The 12,939-nt window shown below is 50.5% G+C and carries 11 protein-coding genes; 3 read left to right on the top strand and 8 right to left on the bottom strand.

Translation table 11 applies throughout. The features are described from left to right. Position 1: 1 nt before the first annotated feature. Positions 2-478: a Crp/Fnr family transcriptional regulator gene (locus A10D4_RS00360; RefSeq protein ID WP_051002058.1), complete on the bottom strand. Its 477-nt coding sequence runs from the start codon at positions 476-478 to the stop codon at positions 2-4. A gap of 92 nt (positions 479-570) precedes the next feature. On the opposite strand from A10D4_RS00360, the gene A10D4_RS00355 reads away from it, so the two are divergent. Further along, on the top strand, positions 571-1,335 hold the full coding sequence (locus tag A10D4_RS00355; protein WP_008486995.1) for a TerC family protein: 765 nt from the start codon (positions 571-573) through the stop codon (positions 1,333-1,335). Between the two features lie 50 nt (positions 1,336-1,385). Here A10D4_RS00355 and A10D4_RS00350 read toward each other — a convergent pair whose 3' ends face one another. The 7 genes from A10D4_RS00350 to A10D4_RS00320 form a co-directional block, all read right to left on the bottom strand. Further along, positions 1,386-2,171: a DUF481 domain-containing protein gene (locus A10D4_RS00350; RefSeq protein WP_237738505.1), complete on the bottom strand. Its 786-nt coding sequence runs from the start codon at positions 2,169-2,171 to the stop codon at positions 1,386-1,388. A 226-nt stretch (positions 2,172-2,397) separates the two neighbouring features. Beyond that, a complete protein-coding gene (gene fba / locus A10D4_RS00345; RefSeq protein ID WP_008486993.1) occupies positions 2,398-3,462 on the bottom strand; it encodes a class II fructose-bisphosphate aldolase in 1,065 nt (354 codons plus the stop codon). Positions 3,463-3,500: 38 nt separating this feature from the next. Continuing rightward, positions 3,501-4,685 carry a phosphoglycerate kinase gene (locus A10D4_RS00340; RefSeq protein ID WP_008486992.1) on the bottom strand — a complete coding sequence of 395 codons (1,185 nt, stop codon included), beginning with the start codon at positions 4,683-4,685 and terminating at the stop codon, positions 3,501-3,503. Between the two features lie 38 nt (positions 4,686-4,723). Further along, entirely contained in the window at positions 4,724-5,761 is a 1,038-nt protein-coding gene (epd, locus tag A10D4_RS00335; protein ID WP_008486990.1) for an erythrose-4-phosphate dehydrogenase, read from the bottom strand. A 1-nt stretch (position 5,762) separates the two neighbouring features. Further along, positions 5,763-7,757, bottom strand: a complete 1,995-nt coding sequence (gene tkt / locus A10D4_RS00330) for a transketolase (protein ID WP_008486989.1) — start codon at positions 7,755-7,757, stop codon at positions 5,763-5,765. 93 nt (positions 7,758-7,850) lie between these two features. Then, a complete protein-coding gene (gene metK, locus A10D4_RS00325) occupies positions 7,851-8,996 on the bottom strand; it encodes a methionine adenosyltransferase (RefSeq protein ID WP_008486988.1) in 1,146 nt (381 codons plus the stop codon). A gap of 129 nt (positions 8,997-9,125) precedes the next feature. Then, a complete protein-coding gene (locus A10D4_RS00320; RefSeq protein WP_008486987.1) occupies positions 9,126-10,982 on the bottom strand; it encodes a M1 family metallopeptidase in 1,857 nt (618 codons plus the stop codon). A gap of 245 nt (positions 10,983-11,227) precedes the next feature. Here A10D4_RS00320 and A10D4_RS00315 point away from each other — a divergent pair, with 245 nt between their 5' ends. Together A10D4_RS00315 and gshB are read left to right on the top strand one after the other, a co-directional pair. Next, complete coding sequence (locus A10D4_RS00315) at positions 11,228-11,962, top strand: 16S rRNA (uracil(1498)-N(3))-methyltransferase (RefSeq protein WP_040502165.1); 735 nt, start codon at positions 11,228-11,230, stop codon at positions 11,960-11,962. Positions 11,963-11,979: 17 nt separating this feature from the next. Further along, positions 11,980-12,921 carry a glutathione synthase gene (gene gshB, locus A10D4_RS00310; protein ID WP_040502136.1) on the top strand — a complete coding sequence of 314 codons (942 nt, stop codon included), beginning with the start codon at positions 11,980-11,982 and terminating at the stop codon, positions 12,919-12,921. Positions 12,922-12,939: the final 18 nt, after the last annotated feature.

The following is a 12,939-nucleotide window of genomic DNA, read 5'->3' as shown; positions in this document are numbered from 1 at the left end:
ACTATGACAGTTTTGTGATCGGATGGCTGGCAGCTATACGCTCGTTAAGCTGTACAATACGTGCTGCCATTTCGGTAATGATGGCATCTTTAATTTTTTCGCGCATACGTGCGGGTAGCAGTTTCAAACCGTCGTTATCCAGCCGTAGCAAAATCACATCACTGGCGGCAATAGCCGACGCACTGCGCGGCTGTCGAGTAACAAATGCGCCTTCGCCCAAAATATTGCCGGCACCGACCCGCCCCAACTCGCGTTGTAGGCTACGTTTGATCACGCTCACATCGCCGCTTAAGACCAAATACAGTGCCGTATCACGTTCGCCTTCACGAAGGATATGAAAGCCTTTTTTGCACACATAGCAATGCAGTTTATCTTCTAACAACAGGCGTCGCTCGTCTTGATTAAACTGATCAAAAAAGCGTAAACGACTGACGATTTCTAATAATTTCAAACGCGATAGCGCGTTTAATTTCCTCATATCCTTTCTCGACTCGGTAACGCTTGCAGAGTTTGACTGTCTGCCCCATAGTAAATCAAATTACCGTCGCTCACCACAACCAAGGATTGCGTATGTTTGAATGGATAATGATGCCAGAAGCATGGATTGCTTTAGCGACGTTAACGGCGCTGGAAATTGTATTAGGCATCGACAATATCATTTTCATTTCAATTTTAGTCGGTCGCTTACCCGAAGCTCAACGCAATGCAGCACGCCGAGTTGGGCTGTTATTGGCAATGGGTATGCGTATTTTATTATTATTATCGCTAACTTGGATCATGACCCTCACCGAGCCGCTGTTTAGCCTGTGGGACTATGCTTTTTCGGGTCGCGATTTAATTCTAATCGGCGGTGGTTTGTTCTTGCTCGGTAAGAGTACATTAGAGATTCACCACGCCTTAGAGGGTGAGCAAGCTCACGAGCAAAGTACCGTTAAAGCCAGCTTTGCAGCCATCATTGTGCAAATCGGTTTACTCGATATTATTTTCTCGCTGGACTCGGTGATCACCGCCGTTGGCCTGTCTGACCATTTACCAGTCATGATCATAGCGGTAGTGATTGCGGTGTTGGTGATGATGGTCGCCGCCAAGCCCATCGGGGATTTTGTCGACCAACACCCAACCATCAAAATGCTCGCGCTGAGTTTCTTAATTATGATTGGTATGGCGTTGGTGGGCGAAGGCCTGCAGTTTCATGTACCAAAAGGCTATATTTATTTCGCTATGGCGTTCTCGCTGGTGGTGGAATTACTCAATCTACGCGTGCGTAAAAGCCAGCAAAAGCCGCTTAACTTACGCCGTCGCTTGGCACCACCAAGGGTCAACAACAGCGAGTAAACAGGCACAAAAAAAGCTGGCAATGCCAGCTTTTTTTAAGCAAACGGTTGTTAGAAAGTATATACCAACGTAACCGCCGTTTCGGTGTCGAGCTTCTCGATAGTCTCGTCAGAGACGTAGCTGTTATGCGTACCAGATACTGAGACTTTCATCGCTAATGAAGCATTAATGTTCGCCGAGACCGAGACTTCAGCACGAGTTTTGGTATTATCTTCACCAATTTCAGAAGCCAGCAAGGCATTGAAACGCGAGTTTTCAGTAATGTCCCAAACCATGTTACCGGCTAATCGTAAGATGGCGCTGGTTTCGGTTTCTTGTACTACATCGTCGACAATCGGTTTACGCCACGAATAACCCGGACCGATTTCATAATCAGCGTATAAGTTTTCGCTGTAGCGATAACGGGCACCATAACCAGTCACGATAGTGGCTTGATAGTCGTACCCACTGAATTTGTCGTTTTCATAAGAACCAAAGACAAACAGTGATGAAACGCTGTCAGGAGCAAACTTATAGTTGGTTTGCGCCGAGGCGAATAACTTATCGGCGGTGGTTTCATCTTCACCGGTCTCTTGGTCGGTTTGCTTAGCTTTATAATAGTCAAGCACGCCCTTGTGACGCCAGCTAACATACTCGCGAGCGCCGTTTAATTTACCTTTAAACGATTCGGTTTCGGTATTACCCGAGGTATAAAGCACACCCAGCTCGGCGCTAATTTGCCATTCTTTTTTGGCAGCATCAGCCATCCCATCATTGTCATCAAACATAAGTGCCGATGGCGCAGCCATCGCCGAAGATGCTGAAAACAGGCCTATCGCTAGTAACGTCAATCGCACGGGGTACCTCGTCTCACTTTATCCGGATCATTGTAAGCAAATGTGAACATTTCGAAGTTAGTATAACGACTTACATAGGCTTTGCTAAGAGGTGTTTGTGTAAAAATGGCTGGAAAGTCCATTTTTTATGATGAATGTCTTTAAAGTTAGGATAAAAGCCAGTAAAACAAAAAAACCCGTCGCCACAGCGACGGGTTTGTAATAGTGGCTAGCACAACGGTTATGGCTATTTAACCACGGCGCGTAACTCGCCTTTTTCGTAACGCTGGAACATAGACTCCAACGAAATTGGCTTAATTTTGCTGGCCTGGCCGGCGCAACCAAAAGCGTCATAACGCGCTTCACAGATGGCTTGCATGGCCTCAGTCGCGGCAGTGAAATATTTACGCGGATCAAAATTACTGGTGTTTTGCGCTAGATGACGACGAATCGCACCGGTCGACGCTAAGCGTAAATCGGTATCAATGTTAACCTTGCGCACGCCATGCTTGATACCCTCGATGATTTGTTCAACTGGCACACCGTAGGTTTCTGGGATCTCACCACCAAACTCATTAATGACTTTCAGCCATTCCTGTGGCACCGATGATGAACCGTGCATCACTAGGTGCGTATTGGGAATGCGGCGGTTGATCTCTTTAATACGATCAATAGCCAAAATATCGCCGGTCGGTGGGCGGGTAAACTTGTAAGCACCGTGCGAGGTACCGCAAGCGATGGCCAATGCATCAACGTCGGTTGCTTTAACGAACGCAGCCGCTTCTTCCGGATCGGTCAGCAACTGGTCGTGGCTAAGTTTGCCCTCGGCGCCAACGCCGTCTTCTTCACCGGCTTCACCGGTCTCTAACGAGCCTAAGCAACCTAATTCACCCTCAACCGAGACACCACAGGCATGTGCCATGGCAACCGCTTGTTGAGTGACACGTACGTTATAGTCGTAATCGGCCGGTGTTTTACCGTCTTCTTGTAACGAACCATCCATCATCACCGAGCTAAAGCCCAGTTGAATAGAGCGCTGACAAACCGCCGGCGAAGTACCGTGATCCTGATGCATAACCACTGGGATATGTGGCCATTCTTCCACCGCGGCTAAAATTAAATGACGTAAAAACGGTGCACCCGCATATTTACGAGCGCCTGCCGAGGCCTGCACAATCACCGGCGCATCCATTTTGTCGGCAGCCTGCATGATGGCGCGCATTTGCTCGACGTTATTGACGTTAAAGGCTGGCACGCCGTAATCGTGCTCAGCAGCATGGTCGAGCAATTGGCGCAAAGAAATCAGTGCCATAAGTTAAACTCCTGTCATATTCTGGTTCGTGTAATCGGTTATTTGGCGTCTTTTGCACGCTGCTCTAAAATCGCCACGGCGGGTAGGGTTTTACCCTCCAAAAACTCTAAAAATGCGCCACCACCGGTTGAAATATAGCTGATGTCATCGGCAACATCATACTTATCGATGGCCGCTAGCGTATCACCACCACCGGCAATTGAGAATGCCTGACTATTGGCAATAGCCCGCGCCAGCGCTTCTGTGCCCGCAGCAAACTGATCAAACTCAAATACGCCGACCGGACCATTCCAAACGATAGTACCCGCCGACGCTAGCAGCTCGGCAAACTGTGCCGCCGTGTTCGGGCCAACATCAAAAATCATGTCATCGTCAGCCACTGCATCCACCGCCTTGGTTTCTGCCCGTGCGCTTTCGCTGAATTCTTTGCCGGTCACCACATCAACTGGCAGTGGGATATATCCACCTTTTTCCTGTGCGGCGCTGACTAAACGGCGCGCTTCGTCCTGTAAGTCACTTTCATACAATGACTGACCGACATTGTGTCCTGCTGCTGCAATGAAGGTATTAGCAATACCGCCGCCGACAATTAACTGGTCGACCTTGTTTGATAACGACTCTAACACCGTTAACTTGGTCGATACTTTTGAGCCGCCGACAATGGCTACCAGCGGGCGCGCAGGATTGGCTAACGCTTTACCCAAGGCACTCAGTTCGGCGCTTAATAATGGCCCAGCGCAAGCTTGTGGTGCGTATTTAGCGACACCGTGAGTCGACGCCTGCGCACGGTGAGCGGTACCAAACGCGTCCATAACAAAGATGTCGCATAACGCCGCCAGCTTTTTCGCCAGTTGTTCGTCGTCCTTCTTCTCACCGACGTTAAAGCGAACGTTCTCAAATACCACCACTTCGCCGCCATCGACGTCGCAGCCCGATAAGTAATCGGTCTCTAAACGCACTGGAACCGCTAACGCACCGTTTAAATAATCAACCACCGGTTGCAACGAATACTGAGCATCATACTCGCCCTCGGTTGGCCGTCCTAAATGTGACATCACCATCACTTTGGCACCGCCCGCTAAAGCCGCTTCAATAGTCGGGATGGCCGCTTTTAAACGAGCGTCAGAAGCGACTTTTCCAGCCTTCACCGGCACATTCAAATCTTCACGAATCAGGACGCGTTTATCACGTAAGTCTAAATCGGTCATGTTAATGACGTTCATGTGTTTTTCCTTGCAAATTTACTCAGCTTTACGCTCAATCAGTTCGTCTTATCAGCCACTTGCCACATCGCATTGGCACTATCCAATAAGCGGTTGGCAAAGCCCCATTCGTTATCGCACCAGCATAATAATTTGACTAAACGGCGATGACTAACCCGGGTTTGCGTGCCATCGACAATACTCGAATGCGGATCATGGTTGAAATCAATCGATACCAGTGGCTCTTCGGTATAATCCAAAATGCCGCTCAACTGGCCTTGCGCAGCTTGCCGCAACGCAGCATTAACACTATCGATGCTGGCGTCTTGTTGCAGCGTTAAGGTTAAGTCCATAGCCGTGACATTGGTGGTGGGTACGCGTACCGCGATAGCCTCGAAACGCCCGGCAAACTTGGGTAACACCCGCTCAATCCCCCGAGCTAGCTTGGTATCTACCGGAATAATCGAACGACTAGCAGCTCGAGTACGACGTAAATCGGGATGATAGGCGTCGATCACTTGTTGGTCGTGCATAGCCGAATGAATGGTCGTCACCGCACCACTATCGACGCCAAAGGCGTTATCCATCACCTGGATCACCGGTACGATACAATTAGTGGTGCAAGAACCATTCGAGACGATGCGGTGCTGCGCCGTCAGATCTTGACTATTAATGCCGTAAATCAGGGTGAAGTCGACATCGGCCTGGCCCGGTTGCGAAAACAATACCCGCGGTGCACCGGCGCTTTGATAGCGCTGACCATCGGCGGCACTGCCGAACACCCCGGTACAGTCCAGTACCAAGTCGACTGCCAACTCGGCATAATCAAGCGCCGCCGGATCCTCCTCGTGAGTTAACACGATCTGCTGTTCAGCAACCGTCAGGGTGTCACCGTTGACCGCAACCGGCCACTGAAAGCGGCCGTGGCTCGAATCATACTTGAGCAAATGCGCCATACTGGTGGCATCCGCCAATTCGTTAATTGCCACCACTTTTAACTGCTCGCTCAAGCCACGCTCAAACATCGCGCGCAAGACACTGCGGCCGATACGGCCAAAGCCATTGATGGCAATTCGACACGGAGCAGTGGCGCTCATCTTAGCTGAGCTCCTCAGCACGCTTGACGATAGCATCGACGGTAAAACCGAAATGCTTAAACAGCTCGCCGGCAGGTGCGGACTCACCGAAACTGTGCATCGCCACGGTAGTCCCCTCTAAACCCACGTATTTCGCCCAAAAATCGGCAATACCCGCTTCGATAGCGATGCGCTGCGTGACTGCACGTGGCAACACTTGTTCTTTATAGTCGGCGTCTTGCTGGTCAAACACTTCGGTCGATGGCATTGACACGACGCGTACTGCTCGCCCCTGTTCACGCAGTTTATCGGCGGCTTGCATGGCCAAGGTAACCTCTGAACCGGTAGCAATCAAAATCAGTTGTGGCGTGCTATCGCTGTCACTTAACACATAACCGCCGCGTTCAATTTGCGTCAGTTGCTCGGCATTTCGCGCTTGCTGAGCTAAGCCTTGACGGCTAAAAATTAACGCCGAGGGGCCGTCATCGCGCATAAGTGCGCGCTTCCACGCCACAGCCGTTTCAACTTGGTCGCATGGGCGCCAAGTTTGCATGTTCGGTGTCATGCGCAAATTAGCCAATTGTTCGACCGGCTGATGAGTCGGACCATCTTCGCCCAACCCAATAGAATCATGGGTATAAACAAAAATTGCCGGCTGTTTCATCAACGCTGCCATGCGTACCGCATTGCGCGCGTATTCCATGAACATCAAAAAGGTCGCACCGTAAGCCCGGAAACCGCCGTGTAAGGTAATGCCGTTAATGATGGCCGACATGCCAAACTCGCGCACACCGTAATAAACGTAATTACCGTTCGCATCATCGGCAGTAATACCCTTGGCGTTATCCCACAGGGTCAGGTTCGAGCCAGCCAGATCAGCAGAGCCGCCTAACAATTCAGGCAGTTTACGGGCAAACTGTGTGATGCTGTTTTGCGAGGCCTTACGGCTGGCAATATCGGCGGGATTATCTTGCAATGACTGAATGTAGTCATTGGCATAAGTGGCAAAATCTTCCGGTAAACGTTGCTGCAAGCGACGCTGTAATTCGGCGGCCAAGTCAGGATACGCAGCTTGATAAGCGGCCATTTTTTTATCCCAGGCAGACTCTAACGCCACGCCTTTATCAATCGCCGACCATGCCGAATAAATGTCATCGGGAATAGTGAATGCCGGATGCGACCAATTTAACGCCTTGCGGGTCGCTAACACTTCGTCATCACCCAACGCCGCTCCGTGGCAGCTCTCGGTGCCTTGTTTATTTGGCGAGCCGAAGCCGATGATGGTTTTACAGCAAATTAAGGTCGGCCGTTTGTGGTCGGCGCGCGCTTCCTCAATGGCTGCCGTGATAGCTGCCGGGTCGTGGCCATCGACATTAGCAATGACTTGCCAGCCATAAGACTCAAAGCGTTTAGCAGTGTCGTCGGTAAACCAGCCTTCCACTTCGCCGTCGATTGAAATGCCATTATCGTCATAAAACGCAATCAGTTTACCCAGCCCCAAGGTGCCTGCTAACGAGCATACTTCGTGCGAGATCCCCTCCATTAAGCAGCCATCACCCAAGAAGGTGTAAGTATAATGGTCGATAATGTCGTGCTGATCGCGGTTAAATTGCGCCGCCAGTACTTTTTCAGCCAGCGCCATACCGACCGCGTTACTGACACCCTGTCCCAATGGTCCGGTGGTGGTTTCGACACCCGGGGTGTAACCGTATTCGGGATGACCCGGCGTTTTTGAGTGTAGTTGACGGAATTGTTTAAGGTCGTCGATAGACAGTTCGTAGCCGCTCAGATGCAATAGCGAATAAATCAGCATCGAGCCATGACCGTTAGAAAGCACAAAGCGGTCACGGTTGGCCCAATTAGGGTTTTTAGGATTGTGATTAAGGTAATCACGCCATAACACTTCGGCGATATCAGCCATGCCCATCGGCGCCCCGGGGTGCCCCGAGTTGGCTTTTTGTACTGCATCCATGCTTAATGCACGGATAGCGTTGGCAAGTGGCTTACGGTCTAACATGCTAAAACCCCGACATTGTGGAACTGACGAAAATGTGCGCGTATTCTCCACAATTCGGGGCTTACAAGCAAATTTACTGCATCATTATTGCCGTTAAATGTCGGCTTTTAGCGCCTCGGCTTTATCGGTTTGCTCCCACGGAAAGCGCTCGCGGCCAAAGTGACCATAGGTTGAGGTTTCCTGATAAATCGGGCGCTCTAGGTCAAGCATTTGAATCAAGCCATAAGGGCGCAAATCAAAATGACGGCGTACTAAAGCAATTAATTGCTCTTCAGAAAAACGACTGCTGGCAAAGGTGTCAATGCTAATTGACGTTGGCTCAGCAACACCGATGGCATAAGACACCTGCACTTCACAACGTTCTGCCAGACCTGCAGCAACAATATTCTTTGCCACGTAACGAGCGGCATAAGCGGCGCTGCGATCAACCTTTGACGGATCTTTACCCGAGAACGCGCCACCGCCGTGGCGTGCCATACCACCGTAGGTATCGACGATGATTTTACGACCGGTTAGGCCACAGTCGCCCATCGGTCCACCGATAACGAAACGTCCGGTTGGGTTAATGAAATAACGGGTATCTTTAGTCACCCATTCGCTGGGTAAGACCGGCTTAATAACCGTTTCCATAACCGCTTCTTGAACCTGCGCTAAGCTGACGTCTTCAGCATGCTGAGTCGACAACACCACGGTATCAATAGCGACCGGCTTACCGTCTTCATAGACAAAGGTTAACTGGCTCTTGGCATCGGGCCGCAGCCACGGCAAAGTGCCATCGTTGCGCACTTGGGACTGACGTTCAACCAAGCGGTGAGCATAGGTGATCGGTGCCGGCATTAACACATCGGTTTCATTGGAGGCGTAACCAAACATCAGGCCTTGGTCACCTGCACCTTGTTGTTCGGGGTGGTCACGGTCAACACCTTGATTGATATCGGACGACTGCTTACCGATGGCATTCAATACTGCACAAGAGTTGCCATCAAAGCCCATATCCGAGTGGGTGTAACCAACCTTGCGCACGGTAGCACGGGTTAACTCTTCAATATCTACCCATGCGTGCGTCGAAATTTCGCCGCCAACCAGGACCATGCCAGTTTTGACGTAGGTTTCACAGGCTACCCGCGCTTTCGGGTCCTGCGCCAAAATAGCGTCCAATACTGCATCAGAAATTTGGTCTGCAATTTTATCGGGATGCCCTTCAGAAACCGATTCTGAAGTAAATAAATGACGTGCCATAAGAGTCTCGTATCGCTAAATAAACAGTCGCTACTGCAACAAGGGGCGCATTCTACTGCAACTGACGCCCAGATTCCACATCTGGACGTCTAAAAGGCCAGTAAAATGCACTGATTGCAGCTTACCGTATTACTGTTTAGTCGGTTTACCCAAAATCTGATCAACTTTGGATTGCGTCAGCGGGTGATAACCGGGTCGAGCGTCGGCATAAACCTTGCGCGCCCATGCCAGATTTTCTGGCGTTTTGGCTAACTCACTGTACAACGGCACAACAAATTTGTTGCGGCCAATGCTCAGTAAATACTGACGTAAACGTGGTTGCACGGTTTGATAGTCGCGTTGAATCGCCAGTCGTAACCACGCGTAAGCAATTTCCGAATTAGCCGACTGCGTTAACTTAAACTGCTCATCTAAACGCGCCATATCTTCTAACGAAATATCGCTAGGTAATTGGCTGATCAAGTACAGCCAATGCTGCGTAGTCCAGCCGTCGGTATGCAGCGACTCGCCAGCAAACCAGTCCTGCAGTTGTTTATCGACTTTGGCAAATACCGGTGAAGTTGGATGTGGCGCATCGGCTGGTAGCCCGCTGTCATGGAGCCACTGGTTGACCTCGGTAATGCTGACAATCCCTGGATACTTGACCAACAATTCGCGCGATAGGTATTGCTTGAACTGCTCGGTAGAAATACTTTGAAAAGCAAAGGCGTCAAAATAACCACGCACGAATTGATCAAATCGCTCACGCCCGAACTTGTCTTCTAAATACATAAGAAATAGCTGACCTTTGACGTAAGGCACCTGCGAAAACACATCATCGGGATTGCGTTTACCCAGTTCAATGTTCAGCACCGTCTGGTCCGCGGGCAAGCTGTGTAAGTCTTCCTGCAAATCGTCGTATGCCAACGCTTGCTCCATCAGCGCGCGCTCTTTGCCATACAACTCTTCCATGATGCGGTTTTCAACATAGCTGGTGAAGCCTTCGTTAAGCCACAGGTCGCGCCAGCTAGCATTGGTAACCAAGTTACCCGACCATGAATGCGCCAGTTCGTGCGCAATCAGACTCACCAACGAGCGGTCGCCAGCAATTGAGGTCGGCGTGATAAACGACAAGCGCGGATTTTCCATACCACCAAACGGAAAACTCGGTGGCAAAATCAGCAGGTCGTAACGGTCCCAACGATAGGGTCCATAAAGCTTTTCGGTGGCAGCTATCATTTTTGGTGTATCGGCAAATTCCCACGCCGCTTTTTCGACCATCGCTGGCTCGGCATAAACCGCCACGTTGTCAGATATTTTCTGCCAGGCTAAATCACCGGCAGCAATAGCGATAAGATACGTGGGTATGGGTTGCGGCATGTTAAAATGATAATCGCCATCGCGCTTTACCGGTAGTTCGTTTTCCGCACTCATCACCACCAATAAGTCATCACGTGTAGTCACATGCGCTTTATAGGTTAAACGTAACGCCGGGGTGTCTTGAATCGGTATCCAACTGCGCGCGTGGATCGCTTGTGACTGACTGAACATAAACGGCTTCTGTTTGCCTTCGGTTTGCTCTGGTGTTAACCATTGCAGACCCGATGCGGTCGGCGCCGAGGTATAATCAATACGTACCGCGGTTGCCTCAGCAGGTACCGCGATAACCAGCTCACTGCCTAACACCGGATCGGCAGCTTTTAATTCAAAATCGGTATCGCGCCAGTTATCACCTAGCTCGACTTGCACGCTGTGAATACTCAGGTCACGAGTATCCATACGCAGCACACCGCGGTCGTTATCGCCGTGCTGTAATTGATAGGTTGCTTGGCCGCTGACTTGCTGCTTGGCGAAGTCCAAGTTGATATCTAGCTGTAAATGCGGCGTGCTAATTTCGTCTAAACGGGCATAGCTATGCTGGTCTTGGGCATAGCTAACGGCACTGGCGCTAAGGCCGATAAAGGTCAACGCGGCATAACCCACGCGTCGCCACCATTGGCTGGTCACAGGCAAACTCCTTGTTCTAGTTGTGTGATGAGTTGAAGCTCATTGCGCGCTTAAGACCAGTCTTAAGCGTGTATCGTCTTGATAAAATATCAGTAAATTCGCATGACCGTTAACCTTAACTCGACTCGGCATGGCAGTTATTCGTTACACGTCGGTGCGGACAAGGTCAGCGCGCAGTCTTAGGCTTCCTTGCCAGTACAGGCTCTGCTAACATGTTGGCACTGTTTAGCGACTGCTTAGCGCCGATGCGAATACCCCGAATTTATCATGCCACAGAGCTGCCACTTGGTACGCCGCTGCCATTAAGCGACGATGCCGTACAGCATGTGGTGAAAGTGTTGCGCTTGGGTAACGATGCGCAGCTACGCCTATTTAATGGCGATGGTCACGACTATCACGCCAAGATTGTTAGCCTCAGTAAGCGGCAGGCCGAGGTCGTGGTTACCGAGGTGCAACAGAACCCTAGCGAGTCGCCGCTTAAGATTCATCTTGGTCAAGGCATATCACGTGGCGAACGTATGGACTTTGTCCTACAAAAGTCAGTTGAACTCGGCGTTACCGATATCACCCCGCTGTTCACCGAGCGCTGTGGCGTCAAATTACAAGGCGAGCGACTGCTGAAAAAGCAGCAACAATGGCAACGCATCGTTATCAGCGCCTGTGAGCAGTGTGGTCGCAGCGTGATCCCAACAGTGCATACACCGCAACCATTGTCGCAGTGGCTACAAGATGATTTTGACGGTCTGCGCTTAACGCTCGATCCAGAAGCGGACAAGCCATTGCGTCAGCAACAACTGACGAACGCCGCGGTACAACTGTTAATCGGCCCTGAGGGTGGTCTCAGCGATGCCGAAATCGAACAAGCGGCAACCGCACAATTTCAAGCTGTACAGCTAGGCCCGCGGGTGTTGCGTACGGAAACCGCAGCGCTAGCGGCAATTACTTGTCTACAATATCAATTCGGTGATTTGGCGAATTAATTCGGTAAGGAGATGTGATGAAGATCGGCATGGTTATGGACCCCATTGCGGCGGTAAAAACATACAAAGACACGAGCTTTCGTTTACTACTCGAAGCACAAGCCCGTGGCCATCTCAACTATTACATGGAAATGGCCGATCTATTCGTCGATAACGGTCGGCCCTATGCACGTGTACGTACTGTTGAGGTGGTCGACCAAGCTGAAGACTTCTATCAATTGGGTGAGCCGGAAGTGGTACCGCTTGAGAGCATGGACGTCATTCTCATGCGCAAAGATCCGCCCTTCGATACCGAATTTGTTTACGCCACTTATATTTTAGAATTGGCTGAGCAACGCGGCTCATTAGTGCTGAACAAGCCGCAAAGTCTGCGTGACTGTAACGAAAAACTGTTTACCGCTTGGTTCCCTGAACTGATCACCGATACGCTGGTAACGCGCAGCGCTGAGCAAATTCGTGCCTTTCACCAACAACACCGTGACATCATTTTAAAACCCTTAGATGGTATGGGTGGCGCGTCGATTTTCCGGGTTGATGAACAGGGTCGCAATTTGGGCGTGATCATCGAAACGCTAACGGAACACGGCACTCGCTTTGCTATGGCGCAGCGCTATTTGGCGGAAATCAAAGACGGCGATAAACGCATCTTAATTATCGACGGCGAACCCATGCCTTATGCCTTGGCGCGCATTCCTTCGGCCGGTGAAACGCGTGGCAATTTGGCAGCCGGAGGTAGCGGCCGCCCCCAACCGTTGTCGGCTAGCGATAAAGCCATTGCCGAAAAAATTGGTCCAGAACTGAAGCGACGCGGATTACTGTTGGTCGGCTTAGATGTGATTGGCGACAAAGTCACCGAAATCAATGTCACTAGCCCGACTTGCATGCGCGAAATCGAAAACGCTTACGACATCAACATTGCAGAAAAATTATTTATCGCTATTGAGCGCCGTAAACATTGATTTTTACCGTACGCTCCC

The sequence above is a fragment of the Idiomarina xiamenensis 10-D-4 genome, assembly GCF_000299895.1.
In the GTDB taxonomy this organism is placed as follows: Bacteria; Pseudomonadota; Gammaproteobacteria; order Enterobacterales; family Alteromonadaceae; genus Idiomarina; species Idiomarina xiamenensis.
This window is presented reverse-complemented; position numbering and strand designations above follow the sequence as displayed.

Bases quoted from the DNA above. Each gene is read 5' to 3' on its own strand.
- A10D4_RS00360 (WP_051002058.1), bottom strand. From the start codon at position 478: ATGAGGAAATTAAACGCGCTATCGCGTTTGAAATTATTAGAAATCGTC.
- A10D4_RS00355 (WP_008486995.1), top strand. From the start codon at position 571: ATGTTTGAATGGATAATGATGCCAGAAGCATGGATTGCTTTAGCGACG.
- fba (WP_008486993.1), bottom strand. From the start codon at position 3,462: ATGGCACTGATTTCTTTGCGCCAATTGCTCGACCATGCTGCTGAGCAC.
- A10D4_RS00340 (WP_008486992.1), bottom strand. From the start codon at position 4,685: ATGAACGTCATTAACATGACCGATTTAGACTTACGTGATAAACGCGTC.
- epd (WP_008486990.1), bottom strand. From the start codon at position 5,761: ATGAGCGCCACTGCTCCGTGTCGAATTGCCATCAATGGCTTTGGCCGT.
- tkt (WP_008486989.1), bottom strand. From the start codon at position 7,757: ATGTTAGACCGTAAGCCACTTGCCAACGCTATCCGTGCATTAAGCATG.
- metK (WP_008486988.1), bottom strand. From the start codon at position 8,996: ATGGCACGTCATTTATTTACTTCAGAATCGGTTTCTGAAGGGCATCCC.
- A10D4_RS00315 (WP_040502165.1), top strand. From the start codon at position 11,228: ATGCGAATACCCCGAATTTATCATGCCACAGAGCTGCCACTTGGTACG.
- gshB (WP_040502136.1), top strand. From the start codon at position 11,980: ATGAAGATCGGCATGGTTATGGACCCCATTGCGGCGGTAAAAACATAC.